We start from the raw sequence: 20,581 nt of genomic DNA, 5'->3' as shown, positions 1-20,581 counted from the left end.
TTGGCCGCTCACTCAGCACTCGCCTAGAAGAATCAGCACCCCTACGATGTGTCAATGGTGAAACGTTCCCGGCCCAACCCGGGGCACCTACGCCCCTACATCGACTCCTTCGCGCTGGAACTACGCATTCGCGGTCGCAGCGAGCGCACCCGCGAGATGTACGTCGACGCTGTCAGCTGGTTCGCTGGCTGGCTGTTGGAGCACAAGCCCGTCAAGTCGTGGGACCAGGTCACCCGTAAGCATCTCGGCGCGTTCTTCGTCGCGCTCGACGACCTCGACTACTCCGACTCCTACCGCAACAACATCGCGCGCTGCCTCCAGCAGTTCTTCAAATGGTTCTCGTTGGAGGAAGACCTGCCGAACCCCTTCGACAAGTTCGTGCCGCCGTCGGCGCCGAAGCTGGGCACGAAGATGGTTCCGGTGCTGGAGCTGGAGCAGATGCAGGCACTCATCAAAGACGCCGAGTCGCTGCGTGACTTCGAGTCGCGGCGGGACGCGGCGATGCTGCGGATGTTCGCGTGCACGGGGGTCCGGCTCGGCGAACTGGCGGGGTTGACTCTGACCGCCGTGTCGATCGCGGACCGGACCGCGGCGGTGACCGGCAAGGGTGCGAAGCAGCGGACGGTGAAGTTCGACTACAAGTGCGCGCAGGCACTCGACCGGTACGTGCGGGTGCGCGCCAGCCACAAGGCAGCAGGACTACCCGCGCTGTGGCTCGGTGTCCGCCGCAACGAGCAGGGCATGACCCGATCGGGGATCTACCAGGTGATCGCCCGGCGGGGTGAGCGGCTGGGGTTGAAGCTGCATCCGCACATGTTCCGACACACCTTCTCGCACCGGTGGCTCGACGCCGGTGGGGCAGAGGGTGACCTGATGGAGCTGAACGGCTGGGACTCGCCGCAGATGCTGCGGCACTACGGGGCGTCCGCCCGAGCGGCGAGGGCCCGCCGGGCGTACGACCGCGTAGACGTGATGGGCGGTCTGTAGCGCCTACCCGTGCCGTCCGTTGCGGGCGGGCGGCACGGGTAGCTGGTGCACGGTGGCATCGCCCTTGAGGTCCTCGACAGCGGCGCTGTAGCCCTTCCACCAGCGCTGGTTGCCGTACTCCTCACGGTCGTCGCTGATCCAACGGCACATCTTCCCGCCGATGATGAGCAGGGCGGCGCCCACTCCCAGCAGGATGTCGAGGACGGCCAGAACGGTGAACCGCGGGTTGGGCATCGGGTTGGTCAGGAACACGTGCGTGGCGAGGCCGATGAACAGCGCGACGCTGACGGATCCAGCTGTGCAGCCGGTGATCATCCAGGTCTTGTAACGAGACAAGGGATTCAGCTCCGATCGGGTTGTGCTGGTGGTGGAGAGGTGATCGGAGGTCGGGTGTCGCGGATGCCCGCCTCCCGCCGGCCAGAGCCGGCTCGTGCCCGCTTCGCGCTGCGGGCAGGGGACGACTCAGGCAGGTCCGGGCTCTATGTGCGGGTTGCGGCCGGCGGGTAGGTCACCGCGGGCGCGCAGATGGGTGAGCCGGTGCAGCACGGGCGCGCTGTAGACGCCGGTGGCGGTGAGGGCGACCAGTTGCTCACCGGTGGGCGGCGGTGGTTTCGGCGAGCCGACGGTGGCGGCTTGGCCGTCAGGCCCGGCGGGTGCGGGGCAGGGCCTGCTGGGGACGCGCTGTCCGGCGGTGGGTAGTCCGGGGCGCCGGTCGGTGATGGTGCGGACGACGCCCCGGCCGTGATCGGGGGTGGTGTCGCCGCCCCGGTCGCTGGTGCACTGCGGTCCGCGGTCTGGGGTGTCCCCGGCCTGGGTGGGGGTCAGGCCGGGGAGCAGGGTGTCGCTGCCGGCGACGGGTCCGACCACGGGCAGGTCGGCGGGTGCCGTCTCGGCGGCGGGCTCGACCACGGTGTCCGTGGTGGGTTCGGTGGCCGTGGTGTCGTCGGTGACCGGGGCGGTGTCGACGGTCGGCTGGGTGGCCGGTGTCGGCGCCGGGGTGGTGACCGGTGTCGTCGGTGGGGTCACGACGACGGGCGGGGTGGTGATGACCTCGACGACCTCGACGACCTCTTCGACGGTGTCCTTGATGCTGTCGACGACGTCGCGGACCGGGTTGCTCGGCGGGGTCGTGGGCTCCGGGGTGGTGTCGCCGGCCGGTTCGTCGGCGACGGGTGCCTGCTCGGTAGGCGTGTCCTGCTCGGCCTGGTCGTCGCTGGACTCCGACACCGGCTCAGACTCAGCCGGCGGTTCCGGGTCGGCGGACGGTTCGGGCAGGATCTCGTCGACGACGCCGACGACGGCTCCCAGCACACCCCCCGGGCGCTGGGGTCCGTCGTCGGCGTGGGCTGGTGTGCTGAAGGCGACGGCGGCGGCGGCACCGAAGAGCGCACCGAGCATGAGACGGCGGATGTTGCTGCTCTGCATGGCCCTCACCCCCCACGAGTGCGTGCCTTGTCCGATTAACGGGACTCGGACGGTGGTGCTTGTCCCTGGTGGATTATCCCTGGCGGGAGCGTTCCCTAGTGTGGTCTTGATCGTGTCGAGGTGACCATCCTGCTACCGGCGGGTGCAAGTTGCACCTGCGGCGTCGGTCGTCATACGTTCGGTCCGGGTGGGATTCGGGGTTGGTTGCCCGGTTCATCCGTACTGGGAGCGCTACTACGTGTGCGCTATTCGTAACTCCGACCATACGGGCCGTGTAGGTCGAGGGTGAATGCGCGAGAGGCGGCACCCCCCGACGCTCCAGGGTGCCCGCCTCCCGCTGATCATCACCGACGGAACCGGTTCCACAGTCTGGTGCCGAACCGGTCCCGGCGCGGGACCCCCTTGCACCACCAGCAGCGCCGGGACAGCGTCGGGTCCGATTCCGACCGGTGCACGCCGCGCCCCTCACACCGCCGGCAGTCCCGCTGCGGCTTCGCTACACACGACGCCGGATACCAGAGAATGATCACGACCAGCATGAGCCAGCCAACCCACCCACCTCTCATCCACCAACCTCCGCATCAGCCGTGCTGCTGATCACCCACGCCTCCAGATCGGCCCGCGAATATAGGTCGGCAGTGCCCTGCTTCCCGCGAGGGGTGGGCACCTTGCCCACCTTTCGCTGCAGGCGCTTCTTGGCCGCCTCACGTGTCCACGGGAGCACTCCGGCGTCCACCGCGTCCGTCAGGGTCAGAAAGTCCCCGGCAGACCTTGATATGTCGCTGACCTGCAATGTCTCCGGGGACCGGGGACAAGCCAGCGCCCGAGCCTGCTTCACGGTCAGGTAGGCGACCTGAACTTCGGTGGCCTGCCCGCCGATCACCACCTGCCACCTGCCGAGGGTCCTCGACGACCGCGGCATCGACGCCTCCGGGACGAGCATCTTCCAGTTGTTGGTGGTGTAGCGGGCCAGGAAGCGAATGCCGAAGTTTTCCCGGGCCTCGGGGCCGCCGATGGCGCGGGCGGTGAGCATCTGCGCGATCGCGAACACGTTCACCTTCGCCGAGCGGCCCATGAACAGCAGGTCAGCCAGCGCCGAGATCGCCGGTGACCGCTTCGGATCACTCTTCTCGCGCGTCTCGGCCCAGAAGTTCACCAGCTGCCCGATGGTGGCGTTCAGCTCTTCGCAGATGACCAGCTCACGTTCGCCCGGGTCCCAGTCCTCCGCCTCGTGCAGGGCGAGGGTGTTTCGCTCGTCGGCCTTCGCGGCGAGGCGGATCAGCGCGTCGTGCATTTGCGCAGGTCGGGTGCAGTAGTCCACCCCGGCCAGGCCAACAGCCCACCGGTGCGACCCCTTGCGGTCGAGGATGGTCACCCGACCGCCGCGAGCGAGCACCTGCACGGCCAGCAGCTGCGCGAGGACGCTCTTGCCGGCGCCGCTGCCGGCCGAGGCGGCGATGTGCGGGGAGTCGTCCTGCAGGGAGATGACCACGGGCTTGTCCCCCGCGCCCTGGCCGATGTAGAACTCCCACTCGGACAGCCGCTGCATGTGCGCGAGCACCTGGTCGTGGCCCACCAGCGCCGGTGGCCGCTTGCGCACGGTCCACCGGGCGCGGACCTTCGGCCCTACCTGGTCCCACGACTCGACCAGGTCTGACACGGGGATCTTGCTGCCGATGATGGATGAGACGAGCTTCCGCTGATCGCCAGTCAGGTATGGGGTGTCGACGGTCAGCTCGATGCGCGGCCCGTACTCGGGTGCCGGCCGGCGGAACACCTCCAGCCGGGACGTTAGCGGGCGGGCCTTGCGCTGTACCGCCCACAATCCGCGCTGCAGGTGCTCCGGCAGCCAGCGAATGACTGGCTCCAGCCGGTGCCCGTACCACGCGCGGAGGGCTTCCTCCGCCGGTGACAGTGGCTTGGCCAGTCGCGGGGTGAGGTTGCCCAACGACGGGTCGACGTGCAGCTGCACCCCGTTCTGCATGCCCAGTGGCGGAGTGACGGCGGCGAGGGTGGGCGCGATGTACGCGGCGTGGAACCGACGTTGTACCACTCGCTGCCGGCCACGCCACAGCGCGACTGCGGCGACGCTGCCGGCGGCGGTGAGGCCCTGGTCGGGGAACGTGGCGACGACCCCTGCGGCGGCTGGTACGCCGACGCGGTACATCTGCCGCTGCCACCCGGCGAGCCGGGCCGCACCACGTCGGCGGTACGGGTACCCCTCGCGTCCGTCGATGGGCCGTCCGGACAGGTAGCGGTACGCGACGCGGGTGACGGTGTGCTTGGCCATCAGCGCTCCTCTCGGGTGACGGTGCGGCCGGTGGGCCGACGGGTCTTGCCGCCTGCCGGGGTGGGTCGGTTGCTGCTGGTGCCGGCCCATTCGGACCGCTTCCACGGCTTCCCGCCGAGCACCCTCATCGGCTTGTCCTGCTCAGCCATGTCTCAGCCCTCCTTGGTGTGGTCGTGGCCGTTGACGGCGGCGACAGGCTTGGGCCTGTGGCGCAGGACGGACGACTCGCTCACGCCGGACTCCTTCACGAGCGCCGCCAGGGTGGCGTCGGCGCCGAGCTTCGTGACGGCGGCGGCGACCTTCTCGGCGACCGTCAGGTGACGGTGGCCTAACGCCTTCTTGGCGGGCCGCTTGATGGTCGTCCTGACGGTGTCCGTGACGGCCTGGATGGCGGTCGGCTGACGGTCCGACGGCACCTCCTCTGACGGTGCGACGGCGTCCACGATGACGGTCAGCGAGTCGCCGTCAGACGGGTCAGTGACGCCCGTCGGGACGGTCTTGCTGACGGCCTCATCGTGACGGCGCAACTGCCGCTCGACCCGCCGCGCCTCACGCTCCGCGTTGTAGCCCTCCCACGCTTTGCGCGGGTCGCGCTCCCCATGGTCGATGGACCACCGCTTCGCCATGAACGACCGGATCGGGAACGCCCGTCGCCGCTGCGGGGAGAACTCGACGCCGCCCTCGTCGATCAGGTTGGCGTCCTCGGCCAGCAATTGCAGGTGCTGGGCGCGGCGGGTGTGCAACCCCCACAGCCAGGGGCTGAGCAGCGACAGCAGCGCGAACGCCACGGCGGCGGCGGTCGGAGCCATGCCGTCGGCGAAGTGCGCGTAGTTGATCGCGCCGACGACCCCGGCGATGGCCCACGACGCCCGCCGCAACGATGCGGCGGTGGCGTGCGCGTTGAGCATGAGCGCGTCGTGGGCGTGCCACTGCACGTACACGGCGATGGATTCCAGCGCGGCGGAGAACGCCAACGCGAACGCCACCTTCGACGGGGCGTTCCAGTGGCCGGGGGCGATTTCCTCGTACGCGTAGGCGCCCTGGGCGTACGCCGCGCCGCCGTTGATGAGCAGCAGCGGTAGAACGGGGCGCAGCTTCGCCATGAATTCGGCGCGGGCCTTGCGGTTGCGGTCGCGCCGCTCGGCCCTCTCCGCGCGACGGATGGTGTCGCGGCGACGCTTCTCCTGCTCTTCAGCGATGGCCTGCTGGCGGGCGAACTCGGCGTTGGCGGCCTGCTCCTCCCGCTGGATCTGCGCCTGGAGCCGGGCGCGCTCCAGATCGGCCTTGGCCTGCTCGCGGCTGGCCTCGGCGCGGGCCCGCTCCAGCTCCGGGTCCACGGGGGCGCGTCGGAACGTGATCATCGGACGTTGGCCTCCTGCTTCAGGCCCAGGTCGGCGAGGGTGGGGGCGGTCGTGGTGGCGGTGACCGCGGCGACCGGCACCTGGTCGAGCACCACCGGCCGGGTCAGCCAGCGGTGCCGGCCAGCCCGGTAGGCGCGCCGAGCCAGCCGCCAGCCGCGCGGGGACGCCCAGATGGACACGGCGAGCAGCGCGACGAACAGCAGCCGCACGGCGCGGGCGAGCAGCTTCACCAGCCACCAGACGAGTTGGGCGCCGCCGACGAGGACGAACTCCCAGATGCCGCCGGCGACCCGGTTGCAGCCGCACTTGCCGTTGATGGCGCACATCAGCGGGCCACCTCCGGGGTGCGGACGCATCCACCGTTGGTGAGCAGCCCAGCCGCCCACTCGTCGGTGTACGCCACGCCGTCGGAGGTCCACGGCCACGGGTGCCGGTCGGACGGGTACTCCTTCGTCGCCACCACGGCCGCGAGGGTGATGACGGTGCCGATCGGCATGTCGGAGGGGTGGCTTCGGGTCAGCTCCCTTCGCTGCTGCTGGCCGACCGCACGGCGCGGTACAGGCACCGGCTCTGCGGCCGGCTTCCCGCCGCCCGCGAGGGCGATCAGGCCCAGCGACATCGCGGCGAACAGGGGCGGGCCGACAACGCCAGCGGCGATCAGCTCGACGCCCGGCTGGTCGGTGGGCAGGTGGATGGCGACCTGCCACACCACGATGCCGGCGACGGCGCACAGCAGGTGCCCGGAGATCAGCGACGCCTTCATCGCGCACCCCCAGCCTGGGCGGTGGTGATGCACATGCCGGCCGCGCCGATGTCACACGGCTGGGTGGTGTGGTTGTAGCCGACGGCGAACGCGGCGGCGACGGCGCACAGCAGGACGGTGCGCTTCACGAAACGGTCGATGGCGGCCATCACTTCACCACCACGGTGCTGTAGTAGATGCCGTTCGTGCCGTCGCTGTACTGGTGGACGTCGCCGCTGTCGCCGCCCTGCGCGACGACGATCCCGAGGGCGACCATGTCCACCTCGTCGTCGGTGGCACTGAAGTAGGCGCTGTCGATCCGTGTCTCGCCGACGATGACGTCGACTCGCCACAACTCGGTGGGCTGCGCGGGCGGGCTGGTGTCGGGGATCATGTGCATGGGTCGGGCCTCCTAGCGGTCCGGTCTAAAGGCCCCCGGCCGGCGGCGGAATCGCCTGGCCGGGGGCCGCCTACGTTGTGGTCAGCGGTAGGGGCGGTAGACGCAGCACGGCACGCAGTGCGTCCCGCCCTGGTGCTTGTGACGCCAGCGCCAGAAGTGCCAGCACGTCCTCACGTCGTTCCTCCTGGTCTCGGTCGCCTGCTTGGCGGCCTCCGCTGCCCGCCCGGACCAGCAGCCCGGGCGGGGTACGCAGGTCGTCAGCTCTTCTTGCGGTACGTGCCGTCCTTGCCGGCGAGGGCCTTCGCGGAGTTGATGCCGCTGGCGGTGAGCCGTGTGCCCTTGCTGGTCGTGACCTCGTAGGTGTGGTTGTCGTCGGTGGCCTTGTAGCGGCGAGCCTCGGTGCGCGCCCGCTTCTTCTCGTCCGGGGTCCGGTCCTCCCAGGCCATCAGCGGCGGTACCAGGGGACGTTCTTCTCGGCGGCGATGACGCGGTCGTTCGCCGCCAGGTACTCCGGCGTCTCCTCCGTGATCTTGCTGCTGACCCGCTCCAGGTTCTCGCGGGCCGCCTTGTGCTCCTGGATCGCTGCCTGCTTGTCGGCCTTCGCCATCTCGTTCCTCCTGGGGTCGTTTCGCTGTGGCCCCTCCGACTGTAGTGGGTACCTTGCATGAGCGTCAAGGTACCCACTACAGTGATGGCTGCAAGGGCACCCCTTACGATCACGGAGTGGAGAATCCTTTGGCCGACATCGACGACGTCGAGCAGATCACCGATCCTGCCGAGCGGGCCAGGCAGGCAGGGGTGCGGCTCGCGGCCGTCCCCGGATGGCAGGCGCGGCTACGGAAGATCCGCCAAGAGGCCGTGGTGGAGATGAAGACCCGAGGCATGAGCTACGCCGACATCGCCAAGGAACTGGGACTGCACCGCAACCGCATCCAGCAGATCCTCGAAGGCAGGCCGGGCGGCGGCAAGGGCCCTAAGCCGGTGGTGGAGGTGACGGAGTGACCAGTGCAGCACCGGTTGACGTCCCCACCTGCCTGTACCGGTTCTACGACCGCACTGGCCGGCTGCTCTATATAGGCATCACCGTCAACCCGCCGGTCCGCTTCACCCGCCACAGCGAGGACAAGCCCTGGTGGCCCGAGGTCGACCACACCCAGACCACCCTGACGTGGTTTGACAGTCGAGCCGAGGCTGAGGCGGTCGAGCTGCCGGCCGTGCGCGACGAGCGGCCCCTGCACAACGTGGTCACCGCCGACGCCGACGGGAACGCACGCTTCATCAGGGACCCGAAGCGGCCATGGGGTCGGCCGGTCACCGTACTGACCCCGCACCAGGAGCAGCTGCTCCTGGATGCGGTGAGCGCTGGTGAGCTGGCGGATGAAGCGGATCGCAAGCTGTGGGAGGTGGTCGAGGTGGCTCGGAACGGGGGCGTCCCGGACGTTCTCCTTTGTGATCGCTCGGGTATCAGCAGGGCGACGCTGAACCGACGGCTTGGGCCGCGCAGAACCAACGCGGCCTGACCCGGACGCGACAGAGCGCCCCCACTGCCCAACGGCGGTGGGGGCGCTGTCGTTGGGATCGAAGTTGCCGTAGTGGGTACCTTGGCAAACTGCCTAGGTACCCACTACACTTGAGGTACAGGCAGGGCGAGCAGGGGAGACGGAAATGGCGATCACCATCTACTGCGAGGGATGCGGCGAAGAGGGCGGGCGGCACGAGGACCCCTACTACCCGGGCGATGAGGATGGGCTGATCGACATCTGCGCCCCCTGCCTCCGCCACCGGCGCCGCCAGGCCAAGATCGACGCCCAGGCGCTGCGCGACGACGAGGCGTACCGGGCCGAGGGCGACCGGGAGATGGCGCTGGCGGGCTGACCCGCCCGGGGCCCCGGCCCACCCGCAGGAAACCGCTTACCTCTCCGCCCCTGAACGCACGAAGACGCCCCGCCCACCCGAAGGTGAGCGGGGCGTTCGACTGCCCATCGCGGGAGTGCAACTTTGCCGGCTGCGCCACCCAGTCTACGCCGTGCGGGCGGTGCTTCCAGCCGGCTCGACGGGGCTGACCTGCGGGCGGATGCCGAACAGGGCGAACCCGGCCAGCACCGCCGCCGACAGGGCGCCGGTGACACCGTCCGGGACGTTCATGCCGTACTCGGCGACCAGCGCCGCCCCGGCTGCGACGACACCGGTGAACAGGGCCGGAGCCCACGGCCGGGTGCTGAGCGCGATGAGCAGCGCCGACACGAACGCGGTGATCGCGGCGGCGGCTCCGGCGTCGATGCCGGGCACGTTGAGGGAGGCGAGCACGGTGAGCACGGCGCCGACGGCACCGATGATGAGCGCCGGCTCTCTGCCGAACAGCTTCACGGGATCTCCTAGGGTGTGTGGTCATGGCTGGGTTTCCGCAGCTCCGCGAGGCGGGCTGGTTGTACGGCGACGACCCGCACCGCCCGCTGGCCCTGATCAGGCTGTTCGAGCGGATGGACGGCACGGGCTGGGAGGTGCGGTTGAACAGCCCCGCCGAGGCGGAGACGACGATGGTCGACTGGCCTGACGAGGCCGGGGCGCGCGCTGAGATGGCACGGGTGTACGCCGACGGTGAGCAGTACGGCCGGTGGCGGATACGCCAACCAGACGCGTACTAGTCGCAGCCGAAGTCGGTGCGCAACTGCCGGAGCTGCTCCGCCATGTCCTGCCCCACCGGGGTCTGCGGCGGGCTGTTGGAGTACACGTCATCCAAGGTGGAGACGATCCCGCACCACTTCTGCTCCGACTCTCGCGCCGAACGGTTCGTATACAAGATCGACGCAGCGCCGATGAGGCTCGCGAAAACCAACGCCACGACCAGGGTTTGCCAGGCGCGGAACGTCATCCCTGATCACCCGCCCCGGACGTGGGGGGCTGCGGTGATGATGACGGCGGCGAGGATGACGGCGGCGACGGAGAGCCAGATCCGCCAGATGTCACCGCCTCGCGTCGCAGCCCCAGCACCCCGCCCACGGCCGGACCGGTCAGCAGGGTGACCGCTGCGACGAGCAGCGCCTCGCTGGCCCGCCCCGGTGCCACCAGCACGGTTTGGTGGACGATCACCCCCAGGCCGACCAGGACGCAGCCGAGGTCGCGTAGTGCCCGGGTGAGTCGCTCCAGCCTCACTCACGTGCCTGCCCCAGGCGATGGCCCAGCTCGTCGGCGACCTGCTTGGCCATGGTGGGCGGGATCGCGGCGGCGATGGCGGTCGCGTCGAGGCCGGCAAGCACCCCGGCGACGATCGCCGGCTCGTCGGTGAAGTCCCGGCCGGCCAGAGAGGTCAGCGCGGTCTGCAACGCGGTGAGCTGCTTGCCGAGGGACTTGAGCGTCGGCGTCTCCGGCACGTACTTCGCGTCGGTGGCGTCCTCGCCCGTCGACATGCGGGTGTAGATCTGCCCGATCGGGTTGCGGCCGTCCAGCATCGTGAGGTTTTTGTGGACGGTGGCCAGCCAGTTGTGCTCTTCCGGGGTCATGTCGGGCACCTCCATCGTTGTCACGGCCACGGCGGGCCAACTCGCGGTGTTCTCGTCGTCGGCCGCCCAGCCCGAGGCGTGGACGTGGTCTCGGTGCTGGTCGCTGCCGGTGTACTTCGTCTTCTTCCACCCGTTGGACCGCGACCAGATGTAGCCGTTCCAGATGATGTAGAAGAGGCGGGCGCGGGCCTTCGGGTCGGCGAGCAGCCGCGCCACCAGCGCGTCCGCGTCAGCCTTGATGAACGCCTTGCCGAGCATGATGTCGACCGCCCGGTGCTCCGGGCGGCTGTCGGAGTCCTCCAGCTCAGGCTTGCTGCCCGGGGTGTCGTCCTCGTTGTGCCCGGACTTGCTCTTCTTGTGGGCATCGTCGCCGATGCCGTAGACCACCACACCAGGCCACTCGCGGCGGACGTCGGCGGTCAGGGCCTGCATGTTCGCTGCACGGGCCATCGTCAGCACCTCTCCACGAGCAGCTTCGACGCGGCGGTGCTGAAACCGTCCATCGTGATGTTCCCGGTGCCCGACAGGCGCGCCGCCGTCACACCCACCGTGACCTGCCCCGACACGTTCGTGAACGTGCCCAACAGCACCGCGACCAAGTTGGTGGTCAAGCACCCCTGGTTGATCGTGTCGAACTGAGTACCCGCGGTGGTCAGCGTCCCGCCGGCCTCCCGGCGCAGACGCAACTGCACCGTGTCGCCCGCCACCGACGACCGCACATGCTGATGCGCGATCACCCGGTACCGGGCCACCCCCACGGCGGTGAAGGTAAACGACGTCACCACCGTCTCGGTGGTCGTGAACGGGCCCACGGACGCGCCCGAGCCCCGCAACGTCTCACCCACCCAGCCGGGGGCGATCGACGACACCACCGTGTCACCAGCGGCTAACGGCATGGCACCTCCCCTCTCACAGGCCCACCACGGCGGGCACCGCCACCTGCACCGGCGTCCCCGCCGCATGCGCCTTGACGATTCCGTTGACAGAACGGACGACGGTGGCGGTCTGCGGGCTCGACGCGCCCGTGATCGCCGTTACCGTGACCTGCTCCCCGCCCACCATCAGGTCGAACGGGAACGCGGCAGCCCGGACAGTCCACAGGCCCATAGCCGCCGTGCTGGTCAGCAGCATCGTGGTGGCCGTGGACGTCACCGACGACGACAACGTGGCACCGTCCGCGGCGACGCGTTGTGGGCCGTCGACCACCGCCACATCCCACGCCGCCGCCGGATCCGCCGCCACCTGCGCCGACCACGCCGACGGGCTGATCGTCTCCGACCACCCCGTCACCAGCCGGTCAATGACCCCGGGTGGGTGCGGGAACGGCGGGTTCGACCGGACGATCCGCGACCGCCCGACCCGGCACGCCAACCACGCCCCAACCAGGTCGCGGTTCGCGGCCAGGTCCAAGGGGAACGTCTGCTCCGCCAGCCCAGGCAGGGTGCCCTGGTACACGCGCAGCGTCGCGTGGTCGCGCAACTGCCCGTCCGTCTCCACGTTCAGGGTGGCCGAATCCTCGTACAGGCCGACCCGCTGCTGGTGGGCGACGTTGTCGGCGGTCGCCTCAATGCCGTCCGGCCGGGAGATCGTCCACCGGTTCCGTAGCCGCTGGTCGTCGAGCGTCGGTGCGAGGACTTCCGTCTGCCCGCCGCTGGTGACCCGGTAGGTGGCCAGGTCGACGGTCATCGTCACCGGCTGCCGGTAGCGGGCCCCGTGCGGGATGTACGCCAGCCCGAACCCGTCCTCAGCGAGGATCCCCTCGTCGGCGTCAGCGGCGTCCTGCAACAACTCCAGGACGCTGGCGGTGCCCTGTGGGCCGAGCCGTTCACTGGCACCGGCGAACACCGTGACGGGAATGCCTTCCTCCGCGCACAGCCGGGCGATCCGGGCGGAGGCCGTCTCGCCTGCGTAGCCGAATGCCGCGTTGACCGCGTTCGGCAGCGGCGGCGGGATCACCCACACCGCGATGTGGCCCTGCACCATGTCGGCGCCGGCCTGCGTATCAGCGGTGAACCCCAGCGTGTCCATCGACGGCAGGGTCATGTTCCCCGACGTCGTACCGAAGTTGACCATCACGCCGTCGACGTACACGTTCCAGGACACCTTCGTGCCGTCCTGGTAGGCGTCCCAGCGGATGTGGTGCGGCTGGTCGTCGAACAGACGGGCGGCGGTGCCGGTGACCTCCGGCTCCCCGTTCATCGCCACGTCCACACCGCGCACATCAGGCAGGAGCATCAGCTGAGGCCATCCCAGCGCCCCACCCAGGTACGAGGGGTTGACGTCGATCGCGGCGCCACCGGCGTCCGTGCCCGAGCGGTACATGAAGTCGACCACCCAGCGGCCCGGGACGGCGGGCATCACCACCCGCGCCCAGATCGCCGTGAGGCCGGCGCTCCCCGATCGGGACAGCACTTCCGGTACCCACGAGGCCAGCTCCCCGCGCCCCCAGCGAGCAAAGGTGAGCACCGCCCCGGACGGGTGGGTGCCGGTGAACGGGAACATCGGCGACCGGCCAACCGTGGCCGAGCCTTCCCGCACCGACTGCCCATCCTCCAACGTCCAGTACGCCACCGGGCTGGTCGTCGGGAGGTATCGGGCCGGTGCCGACCGGGGGGCCTTCGCCCCCTGCGACAAGCGGCGCAGGATCCCCGACGCGGTCACCCGCACAAACGAGTCCATGCCACTGGTGGTCGGGGTGAACTGAGGTTGCCACTGGTCGGCGTACCCGGCGAACCGGTCGTACCAGATGCCCGCCCACCGGATCCGCTGCAACATCGGGGTGCCCCGGTCCACGTTCGGGTAGTACGCCGACAGCGGGTTGCCGGGAATCAACGCCCCGTCCGGGCTGTCCAAGGTCAGGGTGCCGCTGCTCGGGGACACCTGCCGGGCCCCAGCCGACTGGCCCACCCGAATCCGGGCCGGCTCCGCGCGCACCCGCGACGACAGGTCCGTCCACGACCACGAGCTGCGGCCGGCGGCGAGGTTCGCCCCGAACGCCGCCCACACCTGCGTCTCGAACCCGTCCTCCGACGGCTCATCACCCAGGATCGCCGCGGCGACCAGGTCAGCGATGAGCGCATGCCCAGCGTTGGAGAAGTGGACTTCGTCGGCGTACAGGCCGGCGGCTATCGCGGCCGGGGTGCCCTGGTCGGGGATGCTCGGCCGCAGATCCAGGGCCAAGACGTTGGCGTCGGCGAGGTCAACGGCGTCGATCTGGGTCATGTAGTTCGCCCACAGTGTGGCGTCGGCGGTTCCCCGCTTCGGCATCTTCAGCAACAGCACCGTGCCGGTGAACCCGGCGGATCGGGCGTCGGCGATCATCTGGTTCAGGGCGATCTTGAACGCCGACGCGGTCGTGCCGCTGGTGGAGTCGTTCGCACCCCACGGCATGATGAGCAGCTGCGCGCCCTCCACCGCACCCAACGCCGTCCACCAGGCGTTGGAGCCGGTGAACGTGGCCAAGGTGCTGCCGTGCCGGGCGGCGTCAACCACCCGCACGCCGGCGTTGGTGTCGCCGTTGTAGGTCATCAGGCCCTCGGGGTACACCGGGCCAGGGCTGGTCACCGTCGACGCGGCGCGGGCCACCACCACGCTGTGCGCGCCAGCGGTCAGGGTGCCCGAGTCCCAGATCAGTTGACCGGTGAGGACGCTCGCATTCGCCCCGTCGACGACCGTCTCCGCCCCGCCGTCCAGCTTGATCGAGTACTTGCCGACCGTTGCGCCCTTGGTCCCGAACAACTTGGCCCGGGTGCCGGTGAAGCTGAACGTCACCGTGTCCGTCGAAACGATCGCGGCAGCGCGCAGGCCCAGCCCGAAACTGGCCGTCGTCACCCCACCCGTCGCCGTGCGCGGGTAGTCCCCGTACGGCGGGCTGACCCGCGGCGACGCCGAGATGTACGGCACCGCAGCCCCGGTCACCCCGCCAGGCTGCAACCGGGCGCGGAGCTTCTGCTGGAGCAGGTACTGCCAGCGCAACAACGTCGACGTGGCACCGGTGCCCTCACTGTTCGAGTCGCCGATCACCACGATCGACGCGACGGACGACGACGCGTCCAACCCGAGCGGACTACTCACCTACGCCTCCCGTCGATACCGGCGGTGGCGCGGGCTGCGCACACTGTCACGGTGACCCGTCTTCGCCTGTGGCTGACCCCAGCAACCGTGCTCATCGCGCTGGCCCTCGCCGCCGTCACCGCCGGCTACTCCGAGCGCGGTGTCGGCACCATCCGAGGCTGGCTGGCCGAGCCGACCCCGGCCACCAGCCCGCAATCCACGTACACCGTCCCCGGGGCCATCCGACTCCCCGCAGTCCAGTACGCCACCGACGGCGGCGTGTGCCACGGAACGGCGGTCACCCCGGACGCGCAGATCGTGGTTACCGACCCGAGCGGGGCCACCATCGCCTACGTGCCACTGGGTGCCGGAACGCTCGTAGACGGGGCTTGTGTGCTGCCGTTCACCCTGGTCGTGCCCGCCGGCAAAGGCTCGTACGGCATCGACTTCCCGCAGTACGGGCTGATGCCCTACACCGAGCAGGAGATCGCCGACCTGCTGGACCTGACCATCGGCTAGGACGCCAGCGCCGCGTTGGGGTCGCCGCCGTAGTAGATGCGGATGTTGTCGCGCACCCACCGCATGAACGAGTCCTCCGCGCCGCCAACGAACGCCAGCGCCGGCACACCCGGCGTCGGGGCGGAGGCCGACAGGCCGTACCCACCCGCCACGGTGGCGGCCAGCGGAGTCCCAGCCACCAGGGCGGTCACCCCGCCCAGCTCCGACCGCAGAGACGGCACCTCGCCACGGATGCCCCGGATCAGACCACCCATGATCGCCGACCCGGCCGGCTCCAACAGCCTGCGGTCCTTGTCCGGCGGACCCTTCCAATCCGGGATACGGGACGTCACCCAGCTCAGCGTCGACTCCAAAGCACCGAACGCCGACCGAATACCGTTGATCAGACCGTTGATCAGGTTGCGGCCCGCGTTATAAAGCAGGCTGCCGAGGTTCCCGACAGCCGAGGTGATCCGCCCCCGCAACCCTCCGAACGCGCCGGCCACACTGTCAAGCGCGCGCCGCGCACCACCGGTCAGCTTGTCCCACAGCCCGGTGAACAGTCGGATCGCCGCCCCGATCAGCGCCTCGATCCGCTGCTTCACCGTGGCGTTCCCGCCGGTAAAGATCTGCACGATGTGAGCCCACCCATCGGCGATGGCTCCCCGGAGATCCTTCACCCACTGGAACAGCCCACCGAACGCGGCACCCAGGCCGTAGATCAGGGCCGAAGCCTTCCCGATCACCTGATTGATCAGGAAGAAGATCACGTTCAGTGCGTCAGCGGCAGCCGGGGCCAGCAACGCCATCGCCGTCAGGAACTGACCCAGCGCCTGCCCCAGCGGACCCAGGTTCAGGGCGATGACCTCGATGATCGGGCCAGCGGCTTGCACGGCCGCGAGCAGGCCCGGCATCACAGCACGCACGAACTCCGCGAAACCCTCCGCCAGCCCGGGAATGTACGGGCCGATCGACGCGAACATCTTCTCCAGACTGGGGCCGATCTCCACGACCAGCTTCTGCAAGGTCTCCATGGCCCGCAGCAGCGGACCCGGGGCCTGCTCCGTACCCAACAGCGGGCCAGCGGCCTTCGCCAACGTGTCCTTGATCGTCGTTGACAGCTTGCTGCCTGCCGCCTTCAGCCGCGGGTCGTCAGCGAGAGCGACGATGCCAAGAGCGATGACGCCGCCGCCGAGCCCGGCGAGGACGCCACCAGCCAACGTGGCGGCGATCAGTGGGGCAGCGAGCGCGGCGGCGGCGACCAGACCGATGAACACGGCCGGGCCAGCGAGGGTGGAGATGCCGCCGGCCATGCTGGAGATGACGCTACTGGCCAAAGAGCGGCCGACCGTCTCACCGGCGGCGTTGATCCTGCCGTCACGCAGCGGCTTATCGACGTCCACGTCCGCCTCGATGCGGGCGCGGACGGTGCGGGACACCTCGGCCACCTGGGCGCGTAGTTGACGCTCGTACTCGGCCCGGCCGGCGGGCTCGGTGGACACCTCAGCGGACAGGCTGGTTTCCACCGCGGTGATAGCGGCGGACACGTCGGCCCGGAGGTCGTCGGTGTCCGCCCCCACGTCGATCTTCACCGCTTCGCGGGTCAACGCGCCGAGTTCCCGCCGGACATCGTCCTGCAACGCCTTCGTCAGCGGGTCCAACCGCACCGGCAGCGTCGGCTCCCGGCCGGGGCGGACCGGCACCTTGTCAGGCACATCGCCTGGATCGAACTCCGGTTTGACGGGCACGCTGACCGAGGTGCCAGCCAGCGCATCCCCGATCATCTTGTCCAGCCGGCTACCCGCGAACTCCTTCGCGATGTCCTTCTTCAGGGCACGCGCGAACCCCCTGGCTGAAGGGATGAGCGCCACATACGCGGTACCAGCCTCAGTGGCCATGTCACCCCCCTGCCTTGATCAGCCCGAGTCGTTGCAGGCGGCCCACGTACTCGCGGCGCCGCTTCTCCGCCCGCGCATCCGGGCGTGGCAGCGGTTTCGGCTTGGAGCCTTTGCCGCCACCGCGCTGCCAGTTCGCCCCGGCGAGCAGCTCCACCGTGCTGGCCAGCAGGTGGTCAGTGGTCGACCACCGGCCAGCCTCACCGTGCAGGGCGATGCCGAGCGGTGAGTCCGGCGGGAGGTGCCGGACCAGGACCAACAGCTCCCGCCGGGTCAACTCGCCGGTTACGACTTGGCGGAGCGAGATCCCCGGGTAGTAGCGGCGGAGCGACGCGTCGACGGCCCCGCCGTGCTCCCGGATGAGCTGGGCGAGGCCGGCGATTCCCCCGGCTTCGTCCCGGAGTGCGCCTGCCAGCGGCGGAACAGTTCACCCATCGCGCCGGCCGGCTGCGGCAGCTTGTCGAATCGCTCCCACTGCTCGGGGCCGAGGCCCCGACGGAACAGGGTCTGGATTGCGGGGACGTCGCCCTGGTCGGCGGCTTCCATCACCCGCCAGTCGGTGTCCTGGGCGTGGGGCAGCTCGAAGTCCTGTCCGCCGTAGCGGAAGGGGTACGGGGTCTTGCGGTGCTCGGCGACGTACGCGTCGAGGTCGAAAACGTCAGTCATGGGCGGGCGCTCCAAGGTCGGGGGCGGGCGGGTTCCACAGGTCAGCGGCACGGTCGTCTGCCGGACTGCGGGCGGCCGACGGCTTCTCAGCCAGCAGTTTCTCGACCATCCGGGACCGCGCAGCGGGATCCGGTCGACGGCGATTGGCAGCCTGGTCGTTGGCGATGAGCTGGCACAGCAGCGTCACCGCCTGGTCGTCGGTGAAGCCCTCGGCAACGAGGGCGGTGTGCATTGCGCGGGCGTCAGCGGCGAACCGCTTGTGCCCTTCGGTGGGGTCCACGGTCGGCCCCTTTCCTGCGGGCGTGCGGGCTTGAGCACCGGCGGGCCCCGCGCCCGCTGACGGGCCCGCCGGTGCGATCAGGGGGCTACTTGCGCGGGCCCGGCATGATGACCGGATGTCACAGCAGCCGATCTACGTGCAGCAGCGCAGCGGATGCGGACGCATCCTGCTCTGGCTGCTGGTTCTGTTCGTGGTGCTGCCCACGCTGTGCTGCCTCGGGCAGACGCTGCTCGGGCTGCTCGCCGCCGAGGGGCAGTAGCCGCTACGGGGTAGCCATGTCCGGGTCGAGGTAGTAGCGGTACGCCACCACACCGGTTTCGTCGAGGTACGCCGTCAGCGTCCACTCGTAGAACGTGATGCCCTCCGACGACCACACCACGTCGCCGCGCTCGGTGATCTCCGCCTTCGGCAGATACACCCGCTGCGCCCGGGTGGCACCGTCCATGCCGTGCAGGACGAACGGCCGGATGTCCGTGGTCGGGGGCTTCTCCGCTACCGACGCGCCCGACGCGCTCTGCGTGATCGTGCTGCCCGGGTACTGCAACCCCAGGTTGAACAGCGACGTCTCAGCCGCCGCGAACTGGAACGTCTTGGTGTACTGGCCGGGGATCCGGCGAACCAAGGCGTTGCGCTGCCAGATGAACACGTCGGTGCGGTCCTGCGAGGTGCTCTCGGTGAGTCCGTCGCTGGTGATCGCCCCGACCTCGAAGAAATCCGCCGACAGGGGGGCGGTTGCGGTGGTGGGCGCGGTGACGCTGGTGTCGCCGGCCGCCGTGGTGGCGACGAGCCCGTCGGTGTACGCCCTGATCAGGTCAATGTCGACCGCCATGGGTCTGCCTCCTGTGCATGGTGAGGGCCCGGCGGTCGCCGGGTACTGGTCGCGGGCGCGACGTGGGTTACGCGGGTCGGCCGCGCATTCCGATCTCGACGGTGAGCTGGGTGATCGTCCGGGTGCTGTCGGCCGGATCCGGCACCGGTGTTGGGCCGGCGAACGTGGCCACCCGGTAGCAGGTCACCGGGCGCGGCCACCCCGGCACCGTCACGTCCTGGCCGCGAATGCCGCGCAGCAGCGCCCACACCAACTGGGCCAGATCCTGGCGGTTCTTCTCATCCGTCACGGCACCAGGCTGAAACCACACCTGCGCCTGCAACCGCGGCGAGTCAGCCACCTCGTGCAACTGCACGCCGCCGAGACGGCGCAGCCGTATGTACTTGCTCGGCGTCGAGCCCGGGGCCAGCTTCGTGCCAACGGTCACACCCGACGCGTAAGGCTCGGACCGCTCGGCCAGGCGCGCCCGCAGCCACGTCACCGCGACCAGTTCGGCGTCCGGGAACAGCGCGACGGCGTCCATCAGGCGTTCCGGGCCGCGTCGATCGAGCTGGTGAGGATGCCGTGCTTCGCTTCCACCGCCAGGCCGGACGGGTGATCGAGGGTCACGGTGGCCCGTGCCCGTTCCGTGCCCGCTCCGACGTCAACCGTCACCGGCAGCGCGATCCGACCAGGAACGCCGTCCACCCGGATGCCCGCCGCCTCGACCTCGGCGGCCACCGCCGACGCCTTGCGACCGAGCACCCCCTGCACGGCCTCAGAGCGCAGCAACTCGCGCATGCCGCGGCGATTCAGCTTCACCCGGGTCACCTTGATGCTCACGGCTACCCCTCCACCCGGTTGCAGTACACGACCGTCCCGAACGGCAACCCGCTGAACGGGCTCGTCCAGGCGAACGGCTCCCCGACCACCTCATACGACCGACCCCGGATCTCCAGCCGGTCAGTGGCCAGCACGCCGGCACCAGACGGCATGAACACGATCAGGTCGGAAGCGATGGCATTCCGGTCACCGGTGAGGCTCTCGTCGCGGCCGTTCTGCGCGACCGCGCACCCCGCGTACGGGGTCGACGTCGCCGCCGACCAATCACGGACCTGATTGCCGTACCCGTCATCGACCAGGCCGGCGCGCAGCACCGTCACAGTCTCCCCGTACGGGAACGTGATCGTCACGGGTCCACCAGCTCATACAGCGGGCCCGCGCCGGTCAGATCCGCCCCGCACGAGCAGTACAACGCCCCGAAGTTGAGCGAGCAGATGATCGAGTGGATGCTCCCGCAACCCGGCGCGGTATCGACCGTGAACGCCGACGGCCCCGAGGTGCGACACAGCGCCTGCAGAGCCTCGATCTCACTCGGCCACAGGTTGAACCCCGACCGCTGCCGGGTGTCCGTCGTGACCGAGTACGGGCCGGCGGTCTGCTGCTGGAACGCGCCCGCCCCGGCCTCAGCCCATCGCTTCACCGCGCCCAGCAGGACAAGCTTCGCCTCCGCGAGCTGGTCCTCGGTGGGTACGGGGTCGGTGGATGCCAGGCAGGGGGCGACCCGTGACGCCTTCGCGTTCGCGCCGGCCACCATCGCGTCGACCAGCTCCGCCTGCTGCAACGCGGCGGGCAGGTCGGTCACCTGGATGATCTCAGCCACGGGTCACCCCCTC

At 69.9% G+C, this 20,581-nt stretch carries 33 protein-coding genes; 7 read left to right on the top strand and 26 right to left on the bottom strand.

The window, feature by feature from the left end; all coding sequences use genetic code 11:
* The first annotated feature begins 54 nt into the window (after positions 1-54).
* Positions 55-987: a tyrosine-type recombinase/integrase gene (locus tag MED01_RS03735; protein ID WP_238667143.1), complete on the top strand. Its 933-nt coding sequence runs from the start codon at positions 55-57 to the stop codon at positions 985-987.
* Between the two features lie 3 nt (positions 988-990).
* On the opposite strand, the gene MED01_RS03730 is transcribed toward MED01_RS03735, so the two are convergent.
* From MED01_RS03730 to MED01_RS03680, 11 genes are all read right to left on the bottom strand, one after another.
* The gene (locus MED01_RS03730; RefSeq protein ID WP_238667142.1) at positions 991-1,323 is read right to left on the bottom strand and encodes a hypothetical protein; all 333 of its coding nucleotides are present in this window, start codon (positions 1,321-1,323) and stop codon (positions 991-993) included.
* Between the two features lie 126 nt (positions 1,324-1,449).
* Positions 1,450-2,412 (bottom strand): hypothetical protein, encoded by a 963-nt coding sequence (locus tag MED01_RS03725; RefSeq protein ID WP_238667141.1) that lies wholly within the window; start codon positions 2,410-2,412, stop codon positions 1,450-1,452.
* 562 nt (positions 2,413-2,974) lie between these two features.
* Positions 2,975-4,702 (bottom strand): putative type IV secretion/conjugal transfer ATPase, encoded by a 1,728-nt coding sequence (locus MED01_RS03720; RefSeq protein WP_238667140.1) that lies wholly within the window; start codon positions 4,700-4,702, stop codon positions 2,975-2,977.
* Complete coding sequence (locus MED01_RS03715; protein ID WP_238667139.1) at positions 4,702-4,851, bottom strand: hypothetical protein; 150 nt, start codon at positions 4,849-4,851, stop codon at positions 4,702-4,704. The genes MED01_RS03720 and MED01_RS03715 overlap by 1 nt, the downstream gene beginning before the upstream one ends.
* A 3-nt stretch (positions 4,852-4,854) precedes the next feature.
* Positions 4,855-6,063: a hypothetical protein gene (locus tag MED01_RS03710; protein WP_238667138.1), complete on the bottom strand. Its 1,209-nt coding sequence runs from the start codon at positions 6,061-6,063 to the stop codon at positions 4,855-4,857.
* On the bottom strand, positions 6,060-6,389 hold the full coding sequence (locus tag MED01_RS03705; protein WP_238667137.1) for a hypothetical protein: 330 nt from the start codon (positions 6,387-6,389) through the stop codon (positions 6,060-6,062). Before MED01_RS03705 ends, MED01_RS03710 begins: the two co-directional genes overlap by 4 nt.
* Entirely contained in the window at positions 6,389-6,826 is a 438-nt protein-coding gene (locus MED01_RS03700) for a hypothetical protein (protein WP_238667136.1), read from the bottom strand. The genes MED01_RS03705 and MED01_RS03700 overlap by 1 nt, the downstream gene beginning before the upstream one ends.
* Entirely contained in the window at positions 6,823-6,975 is a 153-nt protein-coding gene (locus tag MED01_RS03695; RefSeq protein WP_238667135.1) for a hypothetical protein, read from the bottom strand. Before MED01_RS03695 ends, MED01_RS03700 begins: the two co-directional genes overlap by 4 nt.
* Positions 6,975-7,205 carry a hypothetical protein gene (locus tag MED01_RS03690; protein ID WP_238667134.1) on the bottom strand — a complete coding sequence of 77 codons (231 nt, stop codon included), beginning with the start codon at positions 7,203-7,205 and terminating at the stop codon, positions 6,975-6,977. Before MED01_RS03690 ends, MED01_RS03695 begins: the two co-directional genes overlap by 1 nt.
* 257 nt (positions 7,206-7,462) lie before the next feature.
* The gene (locus MED01_RS03685; protein ID WP_238667133.1) at positions 7,463-7,651 is read right to left on the bottom strand and encodes a hypothetical protein; all 189 of its coding nucleotides are present in this window, start codon (positions 7,649-7,651) and stop codon (positions 7,463-7,465) included.
* Positions 7,651-7,812: a hypothetical protein gene (locus MED01_RS03680; RefSeq protein ID WP_238667132.1), complete on the bottom strand. Its 162-nt coding sequence runs from the start codon at positions 7,810-7,812 to the stop codon at positions 7,651-7,653. The genes MED01_RS03685 and MED01_RS03680 overlap by 1 nt, the downstream gene beginning before the upstream one ends.
* 128 nt (positions 7,813-7,940) lie before the next feature.
* Between MED01_RS03680 and MED01_RS03675 the strand changes: the two genes are divergently transcribed.
* From MED01_RS03675 to MED01_RS03665, 3 genes are all read left to right on the top strand, one after another.
* Complete coding sequence (locus MED01_RS03675) at positions 7,941-8,207, top strand: helix-turn-helix domain-containing protein (RefSeq protein ID WP_238667131.1); 267 nt, start codon at positions 7,941-7,943, stop codon at positions 8,205-8,207.
* Positions 8,204-8,725 (top strand): GIY-YIG nuclease family protein, encoded by a 522-nt coding sequence (locus MED01_RS03670; protein WP_238667130.1) that lies wholly within the window; start codon positions 8,204-8,206, stop codon positions 8,723-8,725. Before MED01_RS03675 ends, MED01_RS03670 begins: the two co-directional genes overlap by 4 nt.
* A gap of 145 nt (positions 8,726-8,870) precedes the next feature.
* The gene (locus MED01_RS03665) at positions 8,871-9,080 is read left to right on the top strand and encodes a hypothetical protein (protein ID WP_238667129.1); all 210 of its coding nucleotides are present in this window, start codon (positions 8,871-8,873) and stop codon (positions 9,078-9,080) included.
* Between the two features lie 144 nt (positions 9,081-9,224).
* On the opposite strand, the gene MED01_RS03660 is transcribed toward MED01_RS03665, so the two are convergent.
* Positions 9,225-9,572: a hypothetical protein gene (locus MED01_RS03660; protein ID WP_238667128.1), complete on the bottom strand. Its 348-nt coding sequence runs from the start codon at positions 9,570-9,572 to the stop codon at positions 9,225-9,227.
* 23 nt (positions 9,573-9,595) lie between these two features.
* On the opposite strand from MED01_RS03660, the gene MED01_RS03655 reads away from it, so the two are divergent.
* Positions 9,596-9,850, top strand: coding sequence for a hypothetical protein (locus MED01_RS03655; protein WP_238667127.1), 255 nt, complete (start codon positions 9,596-9,598; stop codon positions 9,848-9,850).
* Here the strand turns inward: MED01_RS03655 and MED01_RS03650 are convergent.
* The 5 genes from MED01_RS03650 to MED01_RS03630 are packed head-to-tail and all read right to left on the bottom strand — an operon-like array spanning position 9,847 to position 14,779.
* Positions 9,847-10,077 (bottom strand): hypothetical protein, encoded by a 231-nt coding sequence (locus tag MED01_RS03650; RefSeq protein WP_238667126.1) that lies wholly within the window; start codon positions 10,075-10,077, stop codon positions 9,847-9,849. The two genes, MED01_RS03655 and MED01_RS03650, sit on opposite strands and share 4 nt — an antisense overlap.
* Entirely contained in the window at positions 10,074-10,358 is a 285-nt protein-coding gene (locus tag MED01_RS03645) for a hypothetical protein (protein WP_238667125.1), read from the bottom strand. The genes MED01_RS03650 and MED01_RS03645 overlap by 4 nt, the downstream gene beginning before the upstream one ends.
* Positions 10,355-11,155, bottom strand: coding sequence for a hypothetical protein (locus tag MED01_RS03640; protein ID WP_238667124.1), 801 nt, complete (start codon positions 11,153-11,155; stop codon positions 10,355-10,357). The genes MED01_RS03645 and MED01_RS03640 overlap by 4 nt, the downstream gene beginning before the upstream one ends.
* A 2-nt stretch (positions 11,156-11,157) precedes the next feature.
* Positions 11,158-11,577, bottom strand: a complete 420-nt coding sequence (locus MED01_RS03635) for a hypothetical protein (RefSeq protein WP_238667123.1) — start codon at positions 11,575-11,577, stop codon at positions 11,158-11,160.
* A 37-nt stretch (positions 11,578-11,614) separates the two neighbouring features.
* On the bottom strand, positions 11,615-14,779 hold the full coding sequence (locus tag MED01_RS03630) for an SGNH/GDSL hydrolase family protein (RefSeq protein ID WP_238667122.1): 3,165 nt from the start codon (positions 14,777-14,779) through the stop codon (positions 11,615-11,617).
* A gap of 51 nt (positions 14,780-14,830) precedes the next feature.
* Here MED01_RS03630 and MED01_RS03625 point away from each other — a divergent pair, with 51 nt between their 5' ends.
* Complete coding sequence (locus MED01_RS03625) at positions 14,831-15,277, top strand: hypothetical protein (protein WP_238667121.1); 447 nt, start codon at positions 14,831-14,833, stop codon at positions 15,275-15,277.
* Here the strand turns inward: MED01_RS03625 and MED01_RS03620 are convergent.
* Genes MED01_RS03620 through MED01_RS03605 form a run of 4 tightly spaced genes read right to left on the bottom strand, consistent with a single transcriptional unit; the run spans position 15,274 to position 18,097 of the window.
* Positions 15,274-17,154 (bottom strand): hypothetical protein, encoded by a 1,881-nt coding sequence (locus MED01_RS03620; protein ID WP_238667120.1) that lies wholly within the window; start codon positions 17,152-17,154, stop codon positions 15,274-15,276. The two genes, MED01_RS03625 and MED01_RS03620, sit on opposite strands and share 4 nt — an antisense overlap.
* Position 17,155: 1 nt before the next feature.
* Positions 17,156-17,428: a hypothetical protein gene (locus MED01_RS03615; protein WP_238667119.1), complete on the bottom strand. Its 273-nt coding sequence runs from the start codon at positions 17,426-17,428 to the stop codon at positions 17,156-17,158.
* Between the two features lie 8 nt (positions 17,429-17,436).
* Complete coding sequence (locus MED01_RS03610; RefSeq protein ID WP_238667118.1) at positions 17,437-17,817, bottom strand: hypothetical protein; 381 nt, start codon at positions 17,815-17,817, stop codon at positions 17,437-17,439.
* Positions 17,810-18,097: a hypothetical protein gene (locus MED01_RS03605; protein ID WP_238667117.1), complete on the bottom strand. Its 288-nt coding sequence runs from the start codon at positions 18,095-18,097 to the stop codon at positions 17,810-17,812. Before MED01_RS03605 ends, MED01_RS03610 begins: the two co-directional genes overlap by 8 nt.
* A 115-nt stretch (positions 18,098-18,212) precedes the next feature.
* On the opposite strand from MED01_RS03605, the gene MED01_RS03600 reads away from it, so the two are divergent.
* Entirely contained in the window at positions 18,213-18,356 is a 144-nt protein-coding gene (locus tag MED01_RS03600; RefSeq protein ID WP_238667116.1) for a hypothetical protein, read from the top strand.
* A gap of 3 nt (positions 18,357-18,359) precedes the next feature.
* On the opposite strand, the gene MED01_RS03595 is transcribed toward MED01_RS03600, so the two are convergent.
* The 5 genes from MED01_RS03595 to MED01_RS03575 form a co-directional block, all read right to left on the bottom strand.
* Positions 18,360-18,926: a phage tail tube protein gene (locus MED01_RS03595; protein WP_238667115.1), complete on the bottom strand. Its 567-nt coding sequence runs from the start codon at positions 18,924-18,926 to the stop codon at positions 18,360-18,362.
* Positions 18,927-18,993: 67 nt separating this feature from the next.
* The gene (locus MED01_RS03590; protein ID WP_238667114.1) at positions 18,994-19,449 is read right to left on the bottom strand and encodes a hypothetical protein; all 456 of its coding nucleotides are present in this window, start codon (positions 19,447-19,449) and stop codon (positions 18,994-18,996) included.
* A complete protein-coding gene (locus tag MED01_RS03585; protein ID WP_238667113.1) occupies positions 19,449-19,748 on the bottom strand; it encodes a hypothetical protein in 300 nt (99 codons plus the stop codon). Before MED01_RS03585 ends, MED01_RS03590 begins: the two co-directional genes overlap by 1 nt.
* A 2-nt stretch (positions 19,749-19,750) precedes the next feature.
* Positions 19,751-20,098 carry a head-tail adaptor protein gene (locus MED01_RS03580; RefSeq protein WP_238667112.1) on the bottom strand — a complete coding sequence of 116 codons (348 nt, stop codon included), beginning with the start codon at positions 20,096-20,098 and terminating at the stop codon, positions 19,751-19,753.
* A complete protein-coding gene (locus MED01_RS03575) occupies positions 20,095-20,568 on the bottom strand; it encodes a hypothetical protein (protein ID WP_238667111.1) in 474 nt (157 codons plus the stop codon). Before MED01_RS03575 ends, MED01_RS03580 begins: the two co-directional genes overlap by 4 nt.
* Positions 20,569-20,581 lie beyond the last annotated feature (13 nt).

Origin of the sequence: Micromonospora alfalfae, from assembly GCF_022230925.1 — a bacterium.
Lineage (GTDB): Bacteria > Actinomycetota > Actinomycetes > Mycobacteriales > Micromonosporaceae > Micromonospora > Micromonospora alfalfae.
This window is presented reverse-complemented; position numbering and strand designations above follow the sequence as displayed.